Below are 22,903 nucleotides of genomic sequence, written 5' to 3'. Positions count from 1 at the left end.
AAGCGTTTCCCGCTTTATTCTCCCCTCCTCTTGCACTCGTGGCGAAATTGGTAGACGCGCACGCTTGAGGTGCGTGTGGAGAAATCCATGGGAGTTCGAGTCTCCCCGAGTGCACCATCTTCCTTCGGAAGGTGTTTTTCAGGTCAAATCTTCCCCCATGGGGGGAAACGACTTGCTTACCGCATCGTGACGACAGGCAACGCCTGTTCGCGCCACCTCCAACCGACAAAGACGGCCAAAAGCACGGCCACGGAAAGCCTTGGGCGGATCGGCTGCCGCGCGGTCGATGACCCGCCCTCAGCCTTATCCCGGGAGAAGCTGCGAGGCCTTCGTTCCATTGACGAGAGAGTAAAGCGTCTCCACCTCCCCGCGCAAATCGCTCGAATGGTGGCTGAGCTCGACGGCGATGCTCGCCGTCTCCTCCGATCCGGCGGCGTTGGCCTGCGTCGCCTTGTCCATGCGGGACATCGCCGAGCCGATCTGTTGGAGCCCTGACGACTGCTCCTTCGAGGCATCGGCGATTTCGGCAATCAGCGTGTCGACTTGGCGGACTTTTTCCACGATGTCGTCGAGACTCCCTCGCACCCCGGTCGATTTCTCGACAATCGCGCTGATCCGCTCGACTACCCGCTTATTGACCTCGACCCCCCGGTTGCTCTGGCCGATCGAGGTTTCAATCAACAGGGACGTTTCCTTGGCCGCCTGGGCGCTCCTCTGCGCAAGACCCCGGACCTCCTCGGCGACGACGGCGAATCCCGCCCCCGCCTCGCCGGCCCGCGCGGCCTCGACGGCGGCATTCAGCGCGAGGATATTCGTCTGGAAGGCGATCTCGTCGATCGTCTTGATGATCTTGGAGACATTGTCGCTCGACGCCTTGATATCCCCCATCGCCTGATTCATCTCTCCGCTGGCCTGCTGGATGGCCTCCATTTCGGCCTGCATCTCCCGGGTGCGGACAAGGCCGGTCTCGGCGGTGTTCCGGGTCGCGCTGGAAAGATTGCGCACGCTCACCGCATTATCGGCATTGCGCCTCGTCATGCCGGAGAGTTCCTCGGTCGATGCGCTCGTCTCTTCGAGGGAGGCCGCCTGTTGGCTGGAGCCGTCGGCCAACGCCTGGCTCGCCTCGGCCAGCGCCTGCGACGTCACCGTCAGACTCTGGGAAGCTCTCTCCAATCCGGCGAGCGCGCTCCGGGAGCCGATCACATAGCGCTGGAAGGTAAGGGCGAAGAGACAGGCCGGAATCGTGTCGAGGATCACGAACAGCGCGTGCACCAGGACGACGGCGAAGGCGGCGTCATAATTGAAGAGGCTGTGGGGAAGAAAAAAGAAAAAGGCGACGTGATGGACGGCGATCGTCGCCGCCGACGCCAGGATCGGCCAGAGGTCGGCGTAGAGGGCCAGGAAAGGAATCATGATGAAGACCAGGAAGTGGGCCTCGATCCGCCCCTGCGTCAAATGGATGAGCAGCGCGGCAAGGCATTCGGAGGCGATGCCGAGGGCGACGCCGGCCAGGCGGCTTTCCTTGTTCAGGAAAAACAGAAGAGTCGGCCCCGCCATGATGGCCAGCCCGACCATTGCCGCCAGCCCCATCCCCGTATCGAAATAAGCGGCGACGCCGACCATCGCCGGGACTTGGGCCCAGAGCAAAACAAGGAAGAGGAAGTTTGTCTTAGCCCGATGCTCGGCACGGATGCTGTCCTGAACGGTGGTGGCGACGGTATTCATGAGTTTTAGAAAGTTGGAGAAGATTGCGATAATGCGGAAACCGGACGACTAACGACCTGCTTCGAGGAACTTCGAGCCGACGATGCACCCGAAAGGGCCAAAGGGAACAACACGCTCTCCCCGGCGCAACCGGGCGAGGACGGCAAGATCCTCAAAGGAATCCCGATCCCCGGAAATCGGTTTCCCCTCGTAACCGCCGCTATAGCGAGTCCCGCCGTTTGGATCGAAAATCATCAGCCAGGGTCCGCCCCGGACGCCGTATCCTTCCGGGCTTCCCGGATGGACGGTGGAGACCTTCCATCCCGCCCCCCTCAAACGGGCCGAGAGAACCGGGGCATCGTCCAGCAAAAGCACCTCTTCGAGAGTCCCCTCTGCCGTCACAGGGCCGCGACGGGCCAGATAGCCGGCGACCCCATCGGAACAGGCACAGCCCGGAACCAGAAAGTGGACCAGCCGCCACGAAGACGAGGCAGACACGGGAACCGAAGCCTGGAGGGAGGGAAGCGGAAGCGGAGTCTGGTGCTGACGACTCAAAAAAAGGATCAAAACCAGGACGCCACACGCCCACACGACGAAAACACTCTTGGATCTCATTGACGGCAAAGCAAGGCAGGGAATGCAGGAACCAATGGTAACCCTACCGGGAAAGCGCAACCATAGGATATCTTCCGTAAGGCATGTAGGATTTTCCCCTACAGCCTCCGCAATCGCCCGATCCCTCGCTTTCAAAAAGCTGCCGCCGAAGCCGAGACAGCACACTCGACGGCCCTCCCGCCCCCCAATGTGCTGGGGATCGAGAGGCCGAAGAGGCGATAGCAACTAGACGTTGCTGTAGATCGTGTTCTTGATGATCTGATAGCCCTTGATCAGCTCGACGATGCCGCGGTCGAGGCTCCACTGGGGGGTGAAGCCGGTGGCGAGGATGCGCTGGTTGGAGACGATGTAGTCCCGCTTGTCGGGGTCCTCGCCGATGGCGGCCTCGACGTAGGTGAACTGGGGGAGATGCTCCTTGATCTTCGCGCAGAGCTCGAGCTTCGAGAGGTTCGCGTCCTCGAGGCCGACGTTGTAGGGCTTGCCCTGCATCGCCTCGAAGTTGTCGATGGCGTGGATGAAGGCCCCGGCGACGTCGCGGACGTGGATGTAGTTCCGCTTGAAGTGGCCCTCGAAGATGAGCGCCGCCCGGTCGTTGAGCGCGCGGTAGACGAAGTCGTTCACCAGGAGGTCGACGCGCATGCGGGGGGACATCCCGAAGACGGTCGCGAGGCGGAAGGTGAGGGAATTGCCCCGCGCCAGCACGGCCTCCTCGGCCTTGGTCTTCGTGATGCCGTAGAGGGAGATGGGGGAGAGGGGGGTTTCCTCGGTGCAGAACTTGTCGCCGGTGGCGACGCCGTAGCCGCTGTTCGTGTTCGGGTAGATCATCCGCTGCTCGGGCCGGAGGATGCGGCAGAGGAGCTCGACGGCGCCCTGGTTGATCGTCGTCGCGCCGACCTCGTCCCGGGCGCACATGGGGGCGCCGACGAGGGCCGCGAGCGGGATGACGTAATCGACGTCGGCCGTGAGCTTGCGGAGGAGTTTCTCGTCCCGGGCGTCGCCGCGGACGACCTGGAAGGTCTCGTAGGCGCAGGCATCGGCCAGGGTGTGCTGGCGGAAGATGAAGGTGTCGAGGACGGTGACGCTGTGGCCCCGCTGCAGGAGTTGGGGAACCAGGACCGAGCCAATATAACCGGCGCCGCCGGTCACCAGGATTTTACTCATTTTTCAAAGCCGCTTTTTACAGGATTATTAGGGTAACGCCTCCCGGTTTTCCCTGATTTTACGGGGGAAGGAGGAGCTTGAGTGGATAGCCGAAGTTATTTTCCAAGTCCATAGCCGATTTCCCTCTCCGGCTTTCCAAGCGTCGCGGGTGCGGTATAATGGGGAGACCCGCCGCACGCCATGATTTCCCGCCTCCACCTTCCCGCTCTCCTCCTCCTGGCCGTGGCGGCCGTCCTCCCCGTCCCGGCCTCGGCGGGATTGTTCGGCGCCCCGGCCTCCCACGGTCCCTCCAGTTCCCATTACGCCCCGGTGACCCTCGAGCTGGAGGCCTATCCCTACCCCTATCCGGTCCGCTTCCTCCCGGTGAAGGCCGAGGGGCAGGACCTGACGTTGCGGATGGCCTACATGGACATCGCGCCGCAGCCCGGCGTCCGCTCCAACGGCCAGACGGTCCTCCTCCTTCACGGGAAGAACTTCGCGGGATACAGCCCCTACTGGGACAACCTGGTCGAGGCGCTGACCCGCGCCGGGTACCGCGTCGTCGCCCCGGACCAGATCGGCTGGGGCAAGTCGTCGAAGCCCGACATGCCTTACCGTTTCTCCTGGCTCGCTCAGAACACCGTCGCGCTGCTCGACAGCCTCGGCATCGCCGGTCCCGTCGTCGTCCTCGGGCATTCGACGGGCGGGATGCTGGCGGCCCACTTCGCGATCCTCTACCCGGAGCGGGTCGCGAAGCTGATCCTGGAAGACCCCATCGGCCTCGAGGATTACAGCCTGAAGGTCCCCGCCCAATCGGACGAGGCCCTCTACCAGGCCGAACTGAAGAACAACGATCCCGAGAAGATCACCGCCTTCTTCAACCACTACTTCGCCTTTCCCCGGCCCGAGCTCGTCGCGAAGATGACCGAGGTCCCCATCGGCGCGGCGATCGGGCCCGACAACATGCGCTGGGCGAAGGCCTCCGCCCGCGCCTACCAGATGATCTACACCCAGCCCGTCCGCGCCCAATACCCGAAGATCGCCGCGCCGACCCTCCTCGTCGTCGGCGACCGGGACCGCACCGCGCCGCTGAGCAACTTCGCCGCGCCCGAGGTGCGGAAGACGATGGGCCAATTCGTCGAGATGGCCCAGGCGGCCGTCCGGGAGATCCCCCGTGCGCGCCTCGTCGTCATCCCCGATTGCGGCCACATCCCCCACCTGGAACACCCCGAACTCTTCCAGCAGGAACTCTTCGGCTTCCTGCGGGAGTAAAGGCAGAAGGGTCCGCCGCCGTCCTCGCATGCCCTCCCCCGCCCTCGTCTGGTTTCGCGCCGACCTCCGCCTCGCCGACAATCCCGCCCTCCAGGCCGCGCTGGCCCGGGGCGGCCCGGTCATTCCCGTCTACATCGATGCGCGCGGCGAGGAGGAGGCGTGGGCGCCCGGCGGAGCCTCGCGCTGGTGGCTCCATCATTCATTGCAGGCGCTCGGCGACTCGCTCCGCGAGCGGGGCAGCCGCCTCGTGATCCGCGAGGGGGCGAGCCTCGGGACGCTCCAGGCCCTCCTGAAGGAGACCGGGGCCGAGGCCCTTTTCTGGAACCGCCGTTACGAGCCCGCGCTCATCGCCCGCGATACGCGGATCAAGGAGACGCTCCGCAAGGCGGGCCACGCCGTCGAGACCTTCAACGCCGCCCTCCTCCACGAGCCGTGGACCATCGCCAACCAAAGCGGGAAGCCGTTCCAGGTCTTCACTCCGTTCTGGAAGCACGCCCTCGGCAAGGCCGATCCCGCCGCCCCCCTCCCCGCGCCCGACCGTCTCCCCGCGCCGAAGGCGTGGCCGGAATCGATTCCCCTGGCCGCGCTGGAACTTGAGCCGACGATCCCCTGGCACCACGGCCTCGCCGCCGCCTGGCATCCGGGCGAGGCCGGGGCGGCCGAGCGGGTCGAGAGCTTCCTCCTCGCCGCCTCGGAAAACTATGCGGGGGACCGCGACCGGCCCGATCTCCCAGGGACCTCGCGCCTCTCCCCCCATCTCCACTTCGGCGAGATCGGCCCGCGCCAGATCTGGCACGCCTACCGCCGCCACGCCGCCCGCATCGCCCCCGCCTCCCCGCTCTGGCGCGGCTCCCGCTACCTCACCGAGATCGGCTGGCGGGAGTTCTCCCACCACCTCCTCTACCACTTCCCCCACACCGCCGAGGAGCCGCTCCGGGAACCCTTCGCCGCCTTCCCCTGGGTGAAAGACAAAGCCCGCCTCCGCGCCTGGCAGAAGGGCCTCACCGGTTACCCCGTCGTCGACGCCGGGATGCGGGAACTCTGGGCGACCGGGTGGATGCACAACCGGGTGCGGATGATCGCCGCCTCGTTCCTCGTGAAGGATCTCCTCATTTCGTGGCGGGAGGGGGCCGCATGGTTCTGGGAGACGCTAGTCGATGCCGATCTCGCCCAGAACACCCTCGGCTGGCAGTGGAGCGCCGGGTGCGGGGCCGACGCCTCGCCCTACTTCCGCATCTTCAACCCGGTCACGCAGGGCGAGAAATTCGATCCCCTGGGGCGCTACGTCCGCCGGTGGTGTCCTGAGCTGGCGGGGCTGCCCGGCGCATGGCTTCATCGCCCCTGGGAGGCCCCGGGCGATCTCCTCGCCCGCGCCGGGATCGTCCTCGGGCGAGACTATCCGAAGCCGATCGTCGACCACGCCGTCGCGCGGAAGAACGCCCTCGCCGCCCTCAGTTCCATCCGCACCCTCGAAACCTGATCTTCCTCCCACCATGAAAAAACATGTCCTGGCCTTCGGCACCGAATTCACCCCCGACCAGCTCGCCACGCTGCGCGGTTCCTTCGAGGTCACCTGGATCGCGAAGCCCGACGAGGAAAAGGAGGCCTTCGCCGCCGCCCTCCTCCGGGCCCACGGGATCATCGGCGGACGGCGCGTCATGGAGCGGATCCCGCTCGATCCCGCCACCACGCCCCGCCTCGAGGCCCTCGCCACCCTCTCCGTCGGCCACGACCGTTTCGATTTCGCCACCCTCAAGACCCGGGGCATCGTCCTCACGAACACCTCGACCGCCGCCGCGGAGAGCACCGCCGACCTCGGCTTCGCCCTCCTCATGGCCGCGGCCCGGCGCATCGCCGAGCTCGACGCCTGGGTCCGGCGCGGGGAATGGAAGAAGAGCGTCGGGGAAGCCCACTTCGGCACCAGCCTCCACGGGAAGCGCCTCGGGCTCGTCGGCTTCGGGCAGATCGGGCAGGCCATCGGGCGACGTGGCCGCCACGGTTTCGGCATGGAGATCCTCTACCACAGCCGCCGCCCGAACCAGGCGGCGGCCCGCCCCCTCGACGCCGCGTGGGTCCCCCTCGACACCCTCCTCGCCGAGGCCGATTTCCTCTGCGTCGCCCTCGCCCTCACCCCGGAGACGCGCCATTTCCTGGGCCGCCGGGAATTCTCCCTCGTCCGGCCCGGGGCGATCCTCGTGAACATCTCGCGCGGCGAGACCCTCGACGAAGCGGCGCTCATCGACGCCCTGCGGGAAAATCGCCTGCGGGCGGCCGCCCTCGACGTCTACGAGACCGAACCGCTCCCTGCCGACTCCCCGCTCATGACGATGGCGAACGTCGTCCTCTCCCCCCACATGGGAACCTCGACCCATGAGACGCGGCGGGCGATGGCCGACGAAGGCATCGTCGAGCTCACCGCCGCCCTCTCCGGACGCCGCCCCTCGCGTCTCGTCAACGCCGAGGTGTGGGAAGCGCGCAAGACCTGACCCGCCGCTTACGAGCAGCCGCGGAAGAGGAAGATGATGACGAGGATCGGGATCGGCACGCCGACCAGCCAAAGAAGAATGAGGGGAATCCGGCCGCTGATCGATTTGTGTTGAGGCTTCATGGAAGGAGAGACGCACGGGCGATGCCAGCGCGTGGCCCCGTCCTTCCGGACGTCCTTAGATCCTCCACGCAAATCGGTTCCGTCTTTTCCGGTTTTTCCGGCTCCTTTTTCCGATCGTGCCAATTGCCTGCTCTCCGGGTGCAGTCCTGCATTTTGCGACCCTTCGCCGTTCCGCGCTCCCTCCCGGCCCTTTCTTAAAATCATTTCCCCGCCAAAGAGTTGCAACGGAAGCACGGGACGGCGGCATCGGCCTAGCTCCCAGGAAAGCATGACTCAACTCATCACCTCCCACGTCAATCTCAAGGAAAGCGTCCGTCGAAAGGTCGTCAACCTGATCAACCAGTCCCTGGCCGACACCCTCGACCTCCAGCTCCAGATCAAGCAGGCCCATTGGAACGTCCGCGGCCATGACTTCATCGCCGTCCACGAGCTCCTCGACAAGATCGAGGAAGACGTCGAGAACGGCGCCGACCTCCTCGCCGAACGGATCGCGCAGCTCGGCGGCACCGCCGAGGGGACGATCCAGCACATCCAGGCGAAGACCCGCCTCGCCGAGTATCCCGTGGGCATCCACGACTCGACCCGCCACCTCAAGGCCCTGACGAACGCCCTGGCCACCTTCGCGAACGCCGCCCGCAAGGCGATCGACGAAACGGACGAGCTGGGCGACAAGGACGCCGCCGACATCTTCACCGAGGTCTCCCGCGCCGCCGACAAGAACCTCTGGTTCATCGAGGCGCATCTTTACAAAAAGAGCGAGTAACCCGCCGGTGAAGAGTGCGGGGCGGGTGTTCCGGGGGGTCACCCGTCCCGCCAACTCTTTTTCTTTTTCCCTTCCCCCCAAAGCCTAGGCGAGGAAGCGGAGCGCCTCAGCGACCATTTCGGGCGTCGGCGGCTTGACCAGGTAGGAGACGCCGAACTCGGCGGCCCTTCCCCGATCCCGATCCTCGACCGAGGAGGTGAGGATCGCGACGGGAATCCCGTTCAGATGGGGCTGGTCCCGGATCCAGGCGAGGATCTCGAAGCCCTGCAGGTAGGGAAATTTCAAGTCGAGGAACAGGAATCCGGGCAGCGGATGGCGGCTGCGGTCGCGATAGGGGCCGGTGCCGGAGAGATACTCCAATGCCTGCTTCCCGTCGGTGACGACCTGAAGGGGCACCTCGATGGCCTCCTTCTTGAAAAGACGCCGCATGAGGAAGATATCGTCCTCGTTGTCCTCCACGAGGAGAACCGTTTTGGCGTTCGCGTGGGAAGCGGAAGGAGCCTCGCTCATGCGCCTCCCCCGTTCTTTTCCCCTTTCCGGTTTTCGATCCCCGCGGCCAGCTCGATCCAGAACCGGCTGCCGTGCTCGCCGTCCGATTCCATGCCGACTTTCCCTCCCATCCGCTCGATGACCTTGCGGGTGATGGCGAGGCCGACGCCGGTCCCCTCGTAATGGGCTTTCGGGAGGACCCGCTCGAACATCCCGAAGAGCCGCACCTGGTAGGGGGGGGCGATGCCGATGCCGTTGTCGTCGATCGAGAGCCGGATCATCTCGCCGTGCCGCTCGGAATGGACCCGGATGCGGGGCGTCACGCCGGGCGCGACGAACTTCGCGGCGTTGCCCAGCAGGTTGGAGAGGGCCTGGACCAGCCCCGATTCGTTGGCCTGTACGAGGTGCCCGGCGTCGACCACGACCTCGACGTGGGCCTGCGGCGGCTTCAGTCCGGGATAGTGCTCGAGGACGTCCTGCACCGTCCGCAGGAGGGAGACCTCGGTCAGGATCGGCGATTCGCGCGAGATCCGGGTGAAGGTCAGGACGTCGATGATCATCTTGTCGAGGCGGGCGGCGTTGCTCGCGATCTTTTCGAGATGATGCCGGGCCTCCTCGTTCAGCTCCCCGGCATAATCCTCCAGCAGGGCGCTGCTGTACCCCTGCATCGCGCGGAGAGGGGCGCGGAGATCGTGGGAGACGGTGTAGGAAAACTGCTCCATCTGGTGGATCGCCTCGCGGAGGGAGGCGGTCCGCTCCGCCACGCGGGCCTCGAGGTCCTGGTTCGCGTTCTGGAGCTTGATCTCGGCCTCCCGGATCGAATGGATGTCGGAGAAGACGCAGACGCTTCCGATCCGCTCCTCCTCGTCGTCGAGGACGGCGTTGACGGTCAGCCGGTGCCACCGGTTCCGGATGAGGATTTCCTCGGGCCACCGAGCGGGCCAGTCGAGCGTGGGCGGCTCCGTCGCCAGCTTGCCGACGAGGAGGTCGAACGAGGTTCCCGGCCGGAGGAGCGCGCCGAGGCCCGAGAAGAGGGCGGCGAAGGAGGCGTTGTATTTCTCCACCTCGTCGTCGGCGTCGAGGATGCAGACGCCGTCGCTGATCGCGTCGAAGGTCGTCTGCCACTGGGCGGCCAGCGCCTTCGCAGCGAGCTCGGCCGTGCGGATGCGGAGGAGGGAACGGACGGTGGCGACGAGCTCGTGGGAATCGATCGGCTGGATCAGGTAGCCGTCGGCCCCACCCTCCAGGCCGTAGGTGCGGTCGCCGCTCTCGGTGAAGGTCGCCGAGGTGTGGAGGATCGGGATCGAGGCGGTGGCGGGGTCGGCCTTCAGGGCCCGGCAGAGCTCGTATCCCGTGATGTCGGGGAGCTGGATGTCGAGCATGATGAGCGACGGACGCCGCTGCGCCAGGGCGCGCCCCTCCTCGCCGGTCTGGGCGGTCCAGACCTGGAAGCCGCTGCCCTTCAGGTAACGGCTGAAGGCGTAACGGTTCTCCTCGTTGTCGTCGATGATGAGGATGGGATTGCCGGGGAAGCTCATGGAAGGGAGGGTTCGGCGGAGGATGAGGAGGCGGCGCCGACCTTCGCTTCGATCCTGGCCTTGATCTCGCCCATCAGCGTCATGAGTTTCGCCTGGGCGACCTCGCGGGACGAGAGATCCTTCGAGAGGATGCCGACGACGCCCTCGAACTCCTCGAGCTTGTCGTCGGCCTGGAGGTTGGCCGTGTAGAAGACGATCGGGATGTGCCGGGTGCGGGAATCCTCCTGGAGTTTCCGCCGGGTCTCGAAGCCGTTCATCCCCGGCATGTCGAGGTCGAGGAAGATGACGTCGGGCCGCTCCTCCAGCGCCGTCTCGATCCCCTCGCGGCCGCCCACGGCCTCGATCATCTGGAACGGGGTGGCCGAGAGGAGGCTCCGGAAGAGGTAGCGGGAGACCTCGTCGTCGTCGATCAGAAGGAGGCGCTGGGGCCGGACGCGGGAATGGAGCTGGGAGAGGAGCCACTCCCGGTCGATCGGCTTCAGGTGGAAGGCATCGGCCCCCTCCTGCCGCGCCTTGGCCTCGTTCTCGACGACGGTGACGACGCAGACCGGGATCTCCCGTGTCCGCTTGTCCCGCTTCAATTCGGCGAGGAAGGCCCACGAGCTCTCGTGGCCGAGGAGGACGTCGAGGAAGATCGCGATCGGGCGGACCGCCTCCAGCGCCTCGCGCGCCGCCCGGATCGAGCGGACGGGGATCGCCTGGAAGGGGGTGTTCTTGAGGTAGCTCTCGTAGATGAAGAGGGTCTCGGGATTGTCGTCGACGACGAGGACGGGGGTCCGGTGCGGGTCGAGCTGGCGCTGGAACCCGGAAAGGTAGGCCGCATCGACCTCCCCGCCGTATTGGAGGGGAAGGGTGACGGAGAAGGTCGAGCCGACGCCGAGCTCGCTCTCCACGCTGACGGAGCCGCCGAGGACCTCGGCCAGCTTCTTCGAGAGGGAGAGGCCGAGGCCGGTTCCCTTGAACTTCTTCTGGTGGGGGCCTTCGATCTGGGTGAACTCCTCGAAGATCGTGAGGAGGTCGCCGTTCGCGATGCCGATGCCGGTGTCCCGGACGGAAAGGTGGATCGTGTTGTCGGGCCGGAGGGCGGCGCTGATGCGGACTTCCCCCTTTTCGGTGAACTTGATCGCGTTGGAGATGAAGTTGCGGAGGATCTGGGAGACCTTGCTCTCGTCGGTGAAGAGGGGCGGGAAGCCCTCGGCCTCGTCGAAGACGAGGCTGATCGACGAGTTGTGCGCCAGCAGGGGCCGGAGCATGCCGCGCAGGGCGCCGAACATGTCCTTGATCTCGAACTCGGAGGGGCGGATGACGATCTTCCCCGCCTCGACCTTGGAGAGGTCGAGGAGGTCGTTGACGAGCTCGGAGAGGTCGGAGGCGGCGCGGCGGATGAAGAAGACCTGCTTTTCCTGGTCGAAGGTCAGCTCGCCGTCGGTCCGGTCGAGGAGCATCCGGGAAAGGCCGAGGATCGAGTTCAGGGGAGTCCGGAACTCGTGGGTCATGTTCGAGAGGAAGCGGGACTTGATCTCCGAGGCCCGGCGCAGGTAATCGGCCTTCTCGTCGAGCTCGGCGTAGAGCGCCATGACGCCGCGGTTCGTGTCCTCGAGTTCGCGGTTGAGCTGGTTCAGTTCGGACTGCTGCTTCTGCAGTTCCTCCATCGTCGCGAGGAGCTCCTGGTTCTGCCGCTGGATTTCCTGGAAGGGGTCCTCGGTCTTGTTCGTCGCCAGCTCGGAGACGATCTCCTCGACCCTCTTCGGCGTCAGGGGGACCCCCCGGCCGGGGGACTTCGAGATGGTGATCGTCGTCCCCTTGCCGACGGCGGTCTCGATGTGGAACTCGTCCATCAGCCGCTTGGCTCCGGCGAGGCCGACGCCCATGCCGGTCTCGGAGACATATTCCCCCCGCAGGATCTCCTTCAGGTTGGCGATCCCCGGCCCCTGGTCGGAGATGACGACCTCCATCGCGCCGGTCCCGGTGTCGCAGGCGAACTCGATCTTCCCACGCTTCGCGTACTGGAAGACGTTGCGGGCCAGCTCGGAGATGGTCGTGGCGATGCGGACCCGGTCCTGGTGCTCGAAGCCGAGCAGGCCCGCGAGCTGCCGGGCGCGCTGGCGGGAGAGGACGACGTCCCGTTCGTAATGGATCTGGACGGTGAGAAGCGGGATCTTCACGACGGTAAAATTTCCTGAAATCTCGGGCTTCTAGATTTCCCTGGCGACCAGGACGGTAACATCATCCCGGCCCCGCGTAAAATCGCGATAGAGGACCCCGGCGACGACGCTCGGATGGCGCATCTGGAGGCCGGGATAGCTGTCGAGCTTCCATTTCGTCTGGAGGCCGTCGGTGTGCATGACCAGCAGGCCGGCCTTGTCCCACTCGTAGAAAAATTCCTGGAAGCGGGAGGCGACGTGGCCGACGGTGCCGTTCAGGGAGACGACGCTCCGGCTCGCCGAGCCGATGACGACGCTGGCCGAGACGTTGCCGATGCCGCAGCAGTTGATCTTGCCGACGCGGAGGTCGGCCTGAAGGATCAGGACGGCGGCGCCCCGGGTGGAGCGGAGCCCCCCGTGGAGGCGCCGGAGAAGGAACTGCGGGGAAGGCGATTCGCCGCTCTGGCTCCCCTCGGCCTGGCTTTCCTCGAAGAGGGCGACGGCCTGGTCGGCCGCCTCGGCGGCATAGACCCCGTGCCCGAGGCCGTCGGCGACGAGGAGCGTCTGCAGGGCCCCGGCGTTGGTCGAGGTCCAGGCGTCCCCGGAGGCGGTCTCCCCGGCGCACGGGAGGCAGACGGCCCCGACCTCCAGGCGGCGCCGGGGCGCGTCCGGGCGGCCCTTGCCCCACAATTGCGAGACGATCACCGTCCCCTGGGCGCAGGAATGGAGGTCGAAGACCGAGGAGAGCCGCCGGATCGAGCCGAGCCCGTTCCCGGTCGTCCCGGTGGTCGAGAACCCGTCGGCCATGCAGCGGGCGACCTCCCCCATGCCCGGCCCCCGGTCGACGGAGAGGACCTCGATCCCGCCGCCGTCCGCATCCTCGGCGGAGGCGGAGCCGAGCCGGCGGATGACGATCTCCCCCCGGGCGGCATGCTTGTACAGGTTCGTCCCCAGCTCGGTGACGATGATGCCGAGGGTGCCCAGGGCCGCCTCGCCGAGGCCCGCCTGCTGGGCCAGGCCGTGGGCGCGCCGCCGCGCCTCCCCGACCTGGCTCGATTCCGTGACGGGGATGGAGAGGGACGTGTTCATGGCTCTGACCCTATTTCCAACGCCGGATCATCACCGTCGTCCCCTCGCCCACCTTGGAGACGATGTCGAATTCGTTGGAGAGCCGCTTGGCCCCGCTCAATCCGAGGCCGAGGCCGGAGCCCGTCGTGTAGCCGTCCTGGAGCGCCAGCTTCATGTCGGCGATGCCCGGGCCCTGGTCGGCGAAGACCAGCTCGAGCCCCTTGCGCGCCCCGTTCTCGAGGGAAGTGATGCGCATCTCCCCGCCCTTGCCGTAGACGATGGTGTTCCGCGCCAGCTCGCTGGCCGCCGTCACGATCTTCGTCTGGTCGACGAGGCTGAAGGCGAGTTCGGCCGCCCATTTCCGCACCAGATGGCGGGCCTGGACGATATCGACCTCGGTCCGCAGCGGATGCGTGGCGGTCTTAATCGCCGGCACTGTCCTCTCCCGACGACCAGCTCTCCGACGAGCCGCGAAGAAGCATCATCCCCTTCTCGACGTTGAGGGCGGTCTTCACCCCGGCCAGGGACATGCCGAGCTCGACGAGGGTGATCGCCACGGCGGGCTGCATCCCGACGACGACGGTCTGGGCGTCGAGGACGCGGGACATCGAGGAGATGTTGGCCAGCATGCGCCCGATGAAGGAGTCGACCATCTCCAGGGAGGAAATGTCGATCAGCACCCCGCGCGCCGAGGTCTTGCTGATCAGGCTCGTCAGGTCGTCCTGGAGAGTCATCGCCAGCTGGTCGTACATATCCACCTGGATCGTGACCAGGAGGAAGTCTCCCATCCGCAGAATGGGGATCCGTTCCATCTCAGGCCTTGATCGAGGATTTCTTCACCACCACGAGGCCGGAGCGGTCGATCGCGACCTTCAGGGCCTCGGCGAGGCTCGCCTTCGTGATGACGTCGCCGAGGTTGATCCCGAGGTGGACGATCGTCTGGGCGATCTGCGGGCGGATGCCGCTGAGGATGCACTCGGCCCCCATCAGGCGGGCCGCCGTGACGGTCTTCAGGAGGTGCTGGGCCACGAGGGTGTCGACCGTCGGGACGCCGGTGATGTCGATGATCGCCACGTCGGCCGAGGTCTCGACGATCTTCTGGAGCAGGGACTCCATCACCACCTGGGTCCGGGCGCTGTCGAGGGTCCCGATGAGGGGGAGCGCCAGGACGCCGTCCCAGAGCTTCACGACGGGGGTCGAGAGTTCGAGGAGCTCCTGGTTCTGCCGGAGGATCACCTCCTCGCGGGTCTTCTGGAAGACCTCGGTCGAATAGAGGCCGACCTGGTCGAGCAGCGTCGAGATCGAGAGCGTTTCCTCGACCAGCGCCTCGGGGCTGCCGGTCAGGTTCGTCTGGAGTAGGGCGAAGAGCGGCTTCTTGAGGGAGAAGATGAAGAGGGCCGTCTCCGTCGGGGAAAAGCCTTGAAGCGCCCGGGAACGGGAAATCGAGGCGACGCCTTCCTTCACGTCGTCGAAGGTGGCGCTGTCGAAGCCGCCGTCCTTCCCCTTCTTCAGACTGGCAATCAGGCTCGTCAGGAACTCGGCGCATTGGTCGCGCAGTTCCTCGGGCCGGAGGACGCCCTGCTTCGAAATGGCCTTGAGCTGTTCAGCCACCCAGCCCTCGAGCAAGGTTTTCTGGTGTTTACCGATCAGTTCAACAAGACGATTGGAAGAGGGCATATTTAGGCTAGAAGGCTAGTCCACCCCGGCCCCGTGTCAAGGGACCCGGCCCGCCCAATACAACGACCCGGGGTCATTTGAAACACGAGGGCCTATATTTTGCCATGCCGCACGCTTTTCCGACACATTTGGCGCCCGAAGGGGGCACGGCCGCTTGCCGTAACTCTTTGATTGAAAGAGGAGAGTGCGATCGGCCGGACTCGAACCGATGTGGATTGCCCCACTAGTGTCTGAATAGCTACTGCCCCCCCCAATCACCACTCATCCCTCTCCTCAGGAATTTGCATAGCGATCATCATAGAAAGACTCAAAACTCTTGCCCGTACGGAAGCACACCCCGGAATCGCACTTCACAACGCTCAGCCCGATACCGACTATCGCGGAGCTAAAGTCTTAAATACTTCCTAAGACTAAAACCTACTCCGATCATGCCCAGGAAATCTCAATTCAAAATAAGCGTCAAAGTAATGATCCACACCTCCTTGCGGCAATAGTTCGCCATATAACTCGGCCATTTTTTTCAGGCCAGCAGGGTCGTCTTTACCATATCCTTGAATGATTTTTTCCTTTCGATCTTGAAAGGATTTTGATTTTAATTTTTCCAACAAAGGTTTCGTCACACTTAAAAGGCCCGAATTACTCGGGGCGGACATAAATTCCGTCACCTTTCCCTCATCTCCCTTCACTATTGCAAGCAACCCACCGGTTCGGCGATTTTCAGGCGAATTTATCGGATCCCCAGGCTTCGCTTCAGCAACCATTAATGAAAGCGTGTATATAGTAGATAAAAATCTAAATACTGGGTCTTTCCGATAAGAATCCGCGAAATCCGCTTTTGAAACGCTGTCGTCAGCAAAGGTATGAGCAACTAGTCCCATGCTCATCAAAACCATCCAGCAAATGATTTTTTTCATGATCAAAATCAACCTCAGACCAATGATTTAAGGTGGTTCCACTATAGACGTTGACGGTGTGCGCCCGTCCGTGAAACCTTTGCCGCTCCCAAGTTGATCTCCGCTCTGGGATCAACGATGTGAACGCGTCAGCGTCGTTCGGCAGGGCTTGTCAACTTTCTGTCATGCAGCCCTGCATTCGTCCGCTTCAGCGCGCTCGAACCGTTACGGCTCATGCCGCAAATGCCTGACGGAGAAAAAGAGTGCGATCGGCCGGACTCGAACCGGCATGCCTTTCGGCACTAGTACCTGAAACTAGCGCGTCTGCCATTTCGCCACGATCGCAATAACTCAACCAACGACTTACAGACGGGAACCCTCATTTTGTCACGGTCTCGTTCTACGGCTGATCCATGGTCGATGGAAAAAACAGCAAAGAGACGGGGCAAAACAAAAGTTCGGGGACTTCTGCCTCGTCGCGGAGGGGGATATTACTCCCGCTTTTTCGTATCGGGCAAGGAAAAATGGGGATCGCGCGACGGGGAGCGGTTTTGTCCCTCTTGCGTTGTTGGGCGACTCACTTAAGCTTTGTCGATGGCAACCAAGACCACCAAGCCCGCTAAAACCAACGCTGCTTTCCTCAAACCCGTGACTCCCGATGAGGCCCTGGCCGCCGTCGTCGGCGCGAAGCCCCTGCCCCGCACGGAGTTGACCAAGAAGCTGTGGGAATACATCAAGAAGAACAATCTTCAGGACCCGAAGAAGAAGACCAACATCAACGCCGACGAGGCACTCAAGAAGGTCTTCAACGGCAAGAAGACGGTGACCATGTTCGAGATGACCAAACTCGTCTCCGGACACGTCAAGTAGTCCGTCTGCAGGCTCTCAATAGCTGATCGTCACCGAAAGCTCTCCGCGGGAAGCCTCGGGGTCCCGGAGGCCGGTGTCGGTGAGTTGCCAGCCGTAGTCGAGCTTCGCGGTGACGTATTTGCCGAGCGTGTAGCGGAAGCCAGGGCCCACGCTCCAGAGGTAGATGTTCGGATCCTCGCCGGGGAGGAGGTCGACGTTGCGCGTCCAACCGTAGTCGCTAAAGACGAGGAACTGCAATGGGTCGTTGGCGATGTTCGTCCCGAACTTCGGCGCGAAGAACTGGCTCAAACTAAACGGGGGCAGCCGCAGCTCCGTGCTGGCGAGCCAACCCTGGTCGCCGTTGGCTTCGCGCTCCTGGTAGCCGCGTACGGTGCCGTCGCCGCCGAGGCCGAACTGCTCGCTGCCGAGGAGGTTTCCGCTCGATGCCTGATAGGCTCCCTTCACGACCCAGGAGAAGTTCCACGGGAGCTTCGTGACGCGGTTGAGGTTCACCTGGCCGTAGATGTATTCGCTGTCGGCCTTGCTCCGGGTCGCCGTGAAAGCCCGGTTCGTGTTGTTATCGGTCATGTCGCCGGGGCTCAGGTAGGCGGTGAGGCCGAGGCTGGTGGTGCCCCAGTCGTCGCCGTACCCGGCGTTGTAGCCGACGACGAACTGGGAGACATCGGTGGTGGTGTTGAAAACGGAGAGGCCGCCGAATTCGAGGTTGTTGTTCGATTGCTTGAAGTCGTAGCCCCCGGTGAGGCTTTGAGTGAATTCGCCGAGGGTGGGAAGCCCGGCGGTGTACCTTCCGCTCGCCTGCCAACTGGTGCCGTTCAGGGTGGTGCCGGAGGGATGCCCTAAGGTCGTGATATAGCCGCCGAAGAAGGTGACGGTGTGGTGCCAGGGGAGCGGGATGACGTAGCTTCCGGCATGGGCGTTGAAGCGAGTCCAGTCGCTGCTGGTAGTGTACTGATAGTTCAACTGCTGGTCTAATCCGAGGAAGTTTCCGTAGTTGAAGCCGTAGTTCCAGCGGTCTTGCCCTGTGGTGTAGTTGCCGCTGTTGTCGTAGCCCGCGTAGAACCGGGCAGGAAAGCGGTCTTGTGTCTTGAGAATAAGGTCGGTGGTGCCGACTTCGGGGCCGCGCGCAAATTGGGCGCTGATGTCGCGAAAGGGATTTTGGTTCATCCAATTGAGGCGGGAGACGAGGACGCTCTGGGGGATGGAGTCGCCCCGGCGCATGCCGAGTTCGTTGACGAGGACCTCGCTCCCGAACCAGTTGTTCCCCTTGGCGCGAACTTCGTGGATGCGTCCCTCGATAACCGTGACCTGAATGATGCCATTGCCGATGTTTTGCTCCGGGACGGCGGCATCGACGACGGGATGGTCGTTGGCGACGTACTGCGCGACGACGGCGCGGGTAATTTGGTTGAGAGTGTCGGCGGTGAGGGGTCGTCCGAGGAAGGCTTCAGCCTTCAACCGGAAGGCGGGGGCGTCGAGGTAGGGCAACCCTGGGCCAACGCGGACGCCGTCGAAGGCGGGGAGGCCGTCTTTCCTGATCTGCGCCTCTCTGGAGACGAAGACCAAGGCGCGGACTTTTTCGATGATCTTTTCCCTGCCGCCAGGGCCTTCAGGGATTTCGGGGGTTTCCGGGGCCTGGGCGGGCGGGTTCGCAGGCAACTGTTTCGGGAGGATTTTTTCGAGATCTTGGGCGGGGAGGGCGGCGATTCCGAGAAGGAGGAAGAGGAAAAAACGAAGGAGAAAAAGCATCGATGATGGAGGTTATTGGTCGATGTAGGCCACACCACTGGAGGAAGCCCTCGCCCCCATACGACCGACCGAAGAGACGCCGCCGCCGAAGGGAGAGAACACTCCCCCACGGGCACCGACGCCCGCGAAAGAAGCCGTGTTCGGGATCGATATCTTCGGGCTGAAGGCCGCGCTGGGGATCGTGACGGTCTCCCCGTTCGGAAGCTGGGCGCTGGGACCGGAGCCTAGCTCCACCACGGGGGAGTTCACCGTGAGGAAGCCGTCGACAAAGGTGATGAGGTAATCGGAAGCCGTTCCGTTCCCCGGGATGATGGCATACTTGCCCGCCGAAGCGCCGGTTCCCGAAGTGGTCACCGTCAATCCGCTCACCACCGCGGAAGTGTCGCCGTTGACGAGGCCGCCGTAGCTCACGCCGAGGGCGGGAAGCGAGCTTCCCGTAGTGAGGGTGATGTTGCCCGCCGTGATGGTAAGCGGCGCGGCGGTCACCGTCCACGTCCCGGCGTTGCCGGTGGCGTAGATGTAGTTGTAGTTGGAATTGCCCGCCGAGGTGGTGAAGGAGTAGGTGCCGACATGGGTCGATGCGGTGACCGAGGTCGTCGTCACGAAACCGAGGTCGGCCACGGTTTCGCCGTTGACGAGGCCGGACGCTCCGATCTGGATGTTCGAGATACCCGGCGCGCTTCCGTACGTGCTGGTCGCGTTCCCCACGGTCAGCATCACCGTGGCCGGGTTAACCGTATCGACTCCGTCGACATAGGTGATCTGATAGTTGCCGAGACCCGATCCGGTCGCGTTGCTCGCCGTAACCGCGTAGGCCCCGACGCTCGCCGTCGCCGCCGTTCCACCGCTGGAGAGCGTCACGGAGGAAAGGGTGTCCCCATTGTAGAGGGACCCGCTTGTGATTCCGTACCCGCTCAAGGTCTGGGCCGTGCCGTAGGTCTTGGTCGCGCTTCCCGCCTCGATCGTCAAGGGGGCGGGATTCACGGTGTCGACTCCGTCGACGTAGGCGATCTGATAGTTGCCGAGGCCCGATCCGGTCGCGGCGCCCGCCGTGATCGCGTAGGTTCCGGCGTTCGCCGTCGCGGACGATCCTGCGCTGGAGAGCGTCACGGCAGTGAGGCTGTCTCCATTGTAAAGCTGCCCGTAGAGGTTGTACCCGGAGAGCGTCTGCGCCGTTCCGTACGTTTTCGAGCCGTTGCCCGCCACGACGACCAACGAGGCGGGGGTCACCGTATCGACGCCGTCGATGTAGGTGATCTGGTAATTGCCCAATCCGTAGCCGAGCGGATTCCCCGCCGTGATCGCATAGGTGCCGACGTTCGCCGTCGCCGTCGCCCCGCTGCTGGAGAGGCTGATGTTGATGAGGGAATCGCTGTTGTAAAGCTGCCCGGCGGTGATGGTGTAATCGGTTCCATTCAGCGCCTGGTTGGTTCCGTACGTCTTGCTCTGGGAGGAGACCGTGATTTCGAGGGGGGCCGGGCTGAAGCTTTGCGTTCCGGCGACATACTCGACGGCGTGGCCCGCCGTCGGCGTGCCGGCGATCGTCAGGACGTTCGTCGTACCGACGGTGCTATTGCTGCCGACCTTGGAAAGCGTGGGGGTGCCGGAGAGGTAATCGGAGAGGTTCGCGGTGCCGAGCCCCGCGACAGTATACGTCGTCCCCAAGACCGCTGAGAGGTTTGCGGACTGGGACTGGCCGTAGACCGCGGTCTGGTTCGACGCCGTGAGGGCGATCGTCGGATACTGCCATTGGAAGTAGGGAAGGCCGCCGTTGATCAACCCCGTATCGGTGTACCCTTTGACCCCCCAGACGCCCGTGCCGGCGGTGAAATCCCAGTTTCCGCTGAGCGGCTGGAAATTGGCGGCGTCGGTCAATTGGGCCAGGGTCAGGCCGGAGGAATCGTTCACGAAGCCCGATGTCGTCCAGAACCCGTTCGGGCTCCCCGTGTCGGTGGCCCAATAGCTGTTCGCAATCCCAACATATCCCTGGCACAAGAATTCGGCATTCCAGCCCGAAGAGGAAGTCACCACGCCCGTGGCGTAGCTGCCTTGGATTGCGCCTCCCTGCGCCACCGCCACCAAGCCTCCCGCGTTGTAGTAAGAGTCGACGGCCCCCGTCGCATAGCACCCGTCGATCAAGGCGCCCGCATAGATCTCCCCCACCAGACCGCCGGCGCTGGAGAAGCCGTAGACCGCCCCCGTCGCATAACTATATTGGACCAGGCCCCCGGCATCGAGATAACCGACCAGACCACCGGCCAGCGTGCTCGTGGCGCGGACGTACCCCGTCGCGTAACTCCGCCGGATCGTTCCGGTGTCCCACCCGGCAAGGCCGCCGATCTGGAGCGTTCCCGTCGCGTTTCCGGTGGCGTAGGAGAGGTCGATGAGGTTGGCGTTATACCCCGCCAAGCCGCCCACATTCTGGTAGCCACCCACGCTGGCATCGGAGTGGCTGTTCGTGATCGTGCCGGTGTTGTACCCGACGAGGCCGCCGACATAGAGCACGCCCGATATCACCCCCGTGGTGTAGCTGCCCGTCACCGTCCCCCCATTGGCCCCCACCAATCCGCCCACGTAACCGTTTCCGTTGATCACAACGTTGGTCAGCCCGACATTCTCAATGACCCCAAGGGAAAGGCCGAAGAGGGCGACATCGTTCGTGCCGGTCCTCTGAATGGTCAGCCCGTCGACGATGTGGCCGGCCCCGTTGAAGGTCCCGCCGTATCCGGGATAGCTCGATCCGATCGGAGCGAACCCGGAACCGCCGTTCCAGGCCGTCGTCCCGCTCGCGTCGATGTCGTTGGCAAGGGTGAAGTCCGAGGAGAGGAACCCTTTCACTCCCTGCAACCCGTAGACGTCGCCCAAGAGATAGGGCGTGGAGGAAGAGCCGTCGCCGCCGAGGACGCGGAGAAAGGTGCCGCCACTGAGCGTGAAGTCGCGCGCGTAGAAGGAAGGGAGCGAGGAGCCGTTCTGCACCCAGTTCCCGGAAGTGAGGGTGAACTTCCCGACGCTGATCGCAGCCGAGGCGGTGATCGTGCCCGCCGCAGTGAGAGTCAATCCGCCGCTCCCGGCGGTGATCGCGCCGTTGAGGTCGATGGTGCCGCTTTGGAGGGTCAACGTCCCGGTGCCCGACCAGGAGAGGCTCTCGTTGAGGGTGATCGAGGAAGTCGCCTGTTCCTGCACATCGCCCGATTCGAGCTGGCCCTGGAGGGTGGCGACGGCGATGTCGGTGCTATTGTCGAGGGTAAGCGGGTCGATCAGCCATTGGCCGCCCGCACCCGTCTGGACCATGCCCGCGACCGAGACGACATCGCCGCTGGTCTCGATTTTCCCGCCCCGGCCGTCGGCGTTCTTTGCCGTAATCGTGCCGGTGTTCTTCACCGTGCCGCCATGGCCGAGGAGCCAGACTTGGCCGCCCACGTTGCCGCTGCCGGTGGCTCGGATGATTCCGCCGTTGTTGACGGCGAGACTGTAGATGTTCCCGTTGGCGACCAACTCGGCCTTCACTGCGTCGATGGTTCCCTGATTGTCCACTCCGGTGCTGTTGCGGGCGACGGTGGCGCTGTCGAGGGCGACGGAGAGGCGCTGGTTGCCCGTCCCGCCGGCTTGGATCGTGACATCGGTTCCGGCGGCAAGGCCGACAGTGCCGTTGCGGGCGGTGAGGCTCCCGCCGTTGCTGACGTGCTGGGCTATCAGGAAGATGTCGCCCCCGTTGGCGGTGATCTGCCCCAAGTTGACGACGCTGGCGGTGCTGGTGCCGGTGAAGTGCTGGACCCCGTTCAAGAAGTCGCTGTTCGAGAGGTCGAGGGTGGAGGCGGTGAAGCTCTGGGTGTTGACCACGCCGCCCGCGCCGATGAGGACGCCGTTCGGGTTGATGAGGATAACGTTGCCGTTGGAGTTCAGCGTGCCGTAGATGGCAGAGACGTTGCCGCCGATGACGCGGTTCAGCGTGGTGCTACCGCTGTTCGGCTGGTTGATGTTGGTGATTTCCCCGGCGTCGATCCCGAAGTGGCTCCAGTCGATGATCGTCTGGCTGCTCCCCGTGTTGACGTTGAGCGTATTGCCGTTCGTCGCGATCGTAGCCGAGCCGGAGACAACCGTTCCGCCGGTGGGGTTCGCCAGCAGGGCGACAGGCCAGAGGCCCAGCAGCAAGGCGGGCGCGAGGCCACGCAGTACGGCGTTTTGAAACGAAACTTTCCCCCGGCGACGGCCCATTGCTTTCATGAATCCCCTTTTTGTTACGCGACAACTTCAGTCGCGAAAGGATCGTAGCGAGCGGCGGAAAAGAGGGGAATGACGCTAAATAGAGGCACCGGATGGCAAGACTTCCCGGGGCGTTGAAAGAAGTCCACAAGACCCCATAGGATAGCCTAAAG

At 64.3% G+C, this 22,903-nt stretch carries 17 protein-coding genes and 2 tRNA genes; 6 read left to right on the top strand and 13 right to left on the bottom strand.

All coding sequences use genetic code 11. The features are described from left to right. The first annotated feature begins 32 nt into the window (after positions 1–32). Positions 33–117 (top strand) — tRNA-Leu (locus BLU04_RS07730). A gap of 186 nt (positions 118–303) precedes the next feature. Here the strand turns inward: BLU04_RS07730 and BLU04_RS07725 are convergent. After that, positions 304–1,725 carry a methyl-accepting chemotaxis protein gene (locus BLU04_RS07725; protein ID WP_093284288.1) on the bottom strand — a complete coding sequence of 474 codons (1,422 nt, stop codon included), beginning with the start codon at positions 1,723–1,725 and terminating at the stop codon, positions 304–306. Positions 1,726–2,544: 819 nt separating this feature from the next. Continuing rightward, positions 2,545–3,480, bottom strand: a complete 936-nt coding sequence (locus tag BLU04_RS07720; RefSeq protein WP_093284285.1) for an NAD-dependent epimerase/dehydratase — start codon at positions 3,478–3,480, stop codon at positions 2,545–2,547. Between the two features lie 180 nt (positions 3,481–3,660). Here BLU04_RS07720 and BLU04_RS07715 point away from each other — a divergent pair, with 180 nt between their 5' ends. The 4 genes from BLU04_RS07715 (at position 3,661) to dps (ending at position 8,102) form a co-directional block, all read left to right on the top strand. Next, positions 3,661–4,731, top strand: a complete 1,071-nt coding sequence (locus BLU04_RS07715; protein ID WP_093284282.1) for an alpha/beta hydrolase — start codon at positions 3,661–3,663, stop codon at positions 4,729–4,731. Between the two features lie 28 nt (positions 4,732–4,759). Continuing rightward, complete coding sequence (locus BLU04_RS07710; protein WP_093284279.1) at positions 4,760–6,211, top strand: deoxyribodipyrimidine photo-lyase; 1,452 nt, start codon at positions 4,760–4,762, stop codon at positions 6,209–6,211. Positions 6,212–6,224: 13 nt separating this feature from the next. Beyond that, positions 6,225–7,217: a D-glycerate dehydrogenase gene (locus BLU04_RS07705; protein ID WP_093284276.1), complete on the top strand. Its 993-nt coding sequence runs from the start codon at positions 6,225–6,227 to the stop codon at positions 7,215–7,217. A gap of 390 nt (positions 7,218–7,607) precedes the next feature. Continuing rightward, entirely contained in the window at positions 7,608–8,102 is a 495-nt protein-coding gene (gene dps / locus BLU04_RS07700) for a DNA starvation/stationary phase protection protein Dps (protein WP_093284273.1), read from the top strand. Positions 8,103–8,186: 84 nt separating this feature from the next. Here dps and BLU04_RS07695 read toward each other — a convergent pair whose 3' ends face one another. The 9 genes from BLU04_RS07695 to BLU04_RS07660 all read right to left on the bottom strand — a co-directional run bounded on the left by BLU04_RS07695 (position 8,187) and on the right by BLU04_RS07660 (position 16,256). Further along, entirely contained in the window at positions 8,187–8,612 is a 426-nt protein-coding gene (locus BLU04_RS07695; protein ID WP_093284271.1) for a response regulator, read from the bottom strand. Next, the gene (locus BLU04_RS07690; protein ID WP_093284268.1) at positions 8,609–10,129 is read right to left on the bottom strand and encodes an ATP-binding protein; all 1,521 of its coding nucleotides are present in this window, start codon (positions 10,127–10,129) and stop codon (positions 8,609–8,611) included. Before BLU04_RS07690 ends, BLU04_RS07695 begins: the two co-directional genes overlap by 4 nt. Then, positions 10,126–12,294 (bottom strand): ATP-binding protein, encoded by a 2,169-nt coding sequence (locus tag BLU04_RS07685; protein WP_093284265.1) that lies wholly within the window; start codon positions 12,292–12,294, stop codon positions 10,126–10,128. Before BLU04_RS07685 ends, BLU04_RS07690 begins: the two co-directional genes overlap by 4 nt. 30 nt (positions 12,295–12,324) lie before the next feature. Further along, the gene (locus BLU04_RS07680) at positions 12,325–13,362 is read right to left on the bottom strand and encodes an ATP-binding protein (RefSeq protein WP_093284263.1); all 1,038 of its coding nucleotides are present in this window, start codon (positions 13,360–13,362) and stop codon (positions 12,325–12,327) included. Positions 13,363–13,372: 10 nt separating this feature from the next. Further along, positions 13,373–13,777 (bottom strand): anti-sigma regulatory factor, encoded by a 405-nt coding sequence (locus BLU04_RS07675; RefSeq protein ID WP_093284260.1) that lies wholly within the window; start codon positions 13,775–13,777, stop codon positions 13,373–13,375. After that, positions 13,764–14,153, bottom strand: a complete 390-nt coding sequence (locus tag BLU04_RS07670; RefSeq protein WP_093284258.1) for an STAS domain-containing protein — start codon at positions 14,151–14,153, stop codon at positions 13,764–13,766. The genes BLU04_RS07675 and BLU04_RS07670 overlap by 14 nt, the downstream gene beginning before the upstream one ends. A gap of 1 nt (position 14,154) precedes the next feature. Continuing rightward, positions 14,155–15,018: an STAS domain-containing protein gene (locus BLU04_RS07665; protein ID WP_093284255.1), complete on the bottom strand. Its 864-nt coding sequence runs from the start codon at positions 15,016–15,018 to the stop codon at positions 14,155–14,157. Between the two features lie 410 nt (positions 15,019–15,428). Further along, positions 15,429–15,932, bottom strand: coding sequence for a hypothetical protein (locus BLU04_RS16390; protein WP_157895200.1), 504 nt, complete (start codon positions 15,930–15,932; stop codon positions 15,429–15,431). 243 nt (positions 15,933–16,175) lie between these two features. Further along, positions 16,176–16,256: transfer RNA gene (locus tag BLU04_RS07660), tRNA-Leu, on the bottom strand. A 303-nt stretch (positions 16,257–16,559) separates the two neighbouring features. On the opposite strand from BLU04_RS07660, the gene BLU04_RS07655 reads away from it, so the two are divergent. Continuing rightward, positions 16,560–16,781 (top strand): SWIB/MDM2 domain-containing protein, encoded by a 222-nt coding sequence (locus tag BLU04_RS07655; RefSeq protein ID WP_231964911.1) that lies wholly within the window; start codon positions 16,560–16,562, stop codon positions 16,779–16,781. A 15-nt stretch (positions 16,782–16,796) separates the two neighbouring features. Here the strand turns inward: BLU04_RS07655 and BLU04_RS07650 are convergent, their stop codons facing one another. Both BLU04_RS07650 and BLU04_RS07645 read right to left on the bottom strand, forming a co-directional pair. Next, entirely contained in the window at positions 16,797–18,527 is a 1,731-nt protein-coding gene (locus BLU04_RS07650; protein WP_093284250.1) for a ShlB/FhaC/HecB family hemolysin secretion/activation protein, read from the bottom strand. Positions 18,528–18,539: 12 nt separating this feature from the next. Further along, positions 18,540–22,679, bottom strand: a complete 4,140-nt coding sequence (locus tag BLU04_RS07645) for an MBG domain-containing protein (RefSeq protein WP_162274658.1) — start codon at positions 22,677–22,679, stop codon at positions 18,540–18,542. Between the last annotated feature and the right edge of the window lie 224 nt (positions 22,680–22,903).

This window comes from Verrucomicrobium sp. GAS474 (assembly GCF_900105685.1).
GTDB lineage: Bacteria > Verrucomicrobiota > Verrucomicrobiia > Methylacidiphilales > GAS474 > GAS474.
The sequence above is the reverse complement of the archived record's forward strand: the minus strand, read 5'-3'. Positions and strand labels throughout refer to the sequence as shown.

Coding starts and splice junctions, on each gene's coding strand:
- BLU04_RS07725 (WP_093284288.1), bottom strand. CDS start 1,725: ATGAATACCGTCGCCACCACCGTTCAGGACAGCATCCGTGCCGAGCAT.
- BLU04_RS07720 (WP_093284285.1), bottom strand. CDS start 3,480: ATGAGTAAAATCCTGGTGACCGGCGGCGCCGGTTATATTGGCTCGGTC.
- BLU04_RS07715 (WP_093284282.1), top strand. CDS start 3,661: ATGATTTCCCGCCTCCACCTTCCCGCTCTCCTCCTCCTGGCCGTGGCG.
- BLU04_RS07710 (WP_093284279.1), top strand. CDS start 4,760: ATGCCCTCCCCCGCCCTCGTCTGGTTTCGCGCCGACCTCCGCCTCGCC.
- BLU04_RS07705 (WP_093284276.1), top strand. CDS start 6,225: ATGAAAAAACATGTCCTGGCCTTCGGCACCGAATTCACCCCCGACCAG.
- dps (WP_093284273.1), top strand. CDS start 7,608: ATGACTCAACTCATCACCTCCCACGTCAATCTCAAGGAAAGCGTCCGT.
- BLU04_RS07695 (WP_093284271.1), bottom strand. CDS start 8,612: ATGAGCGAGGCTCCTTCCGCTTCCCACGCGAACGCCAAAACGGTTCTC.
- BLU04_RS07690 (WP_093284268.1), bottom strand. CDS start 10,129: ATGAGCTTCCCCGGCAATCCCATCCTCATCATCGACGACAACGAGGAG.
- BLU04_RS07680 (WP_093284263.1), bottom strand. CDS start 13,362: ATGAACACGTCCCTCTCCATCCCCGTCACGGAATCGAGCCAGGTCGGG.
- BLU04_RS07670 (WP_093284258.1), bottom strand. CDS start 14,153: ATGGAACGGATCCCCATTCTGCGGATGGGAGACTTCCTCCTGGTCACG.
- BLU04_RS07665 (WP_093284255.1), bottom strand. CDS start 15,018: ATGCCCTCTTCCAATCGTCTTGTTGAACTGATCGGTAAACACCAGAAA.
- BLU04_RS16390 (WP_157895200.1), bottom strand. CDS start 15,932: ATGAAAAAAATCATTTGCTGGATGGTTTTGATGAGCATGGGACTAGTT.
- BLU04_RS07650 (WP_093284250.1), bottom strand. CDS start 18,527: ATGCTTTTTCTCCTTCGTTTTTTCCTCTTCCTCCTTCTCGGAATCGCC.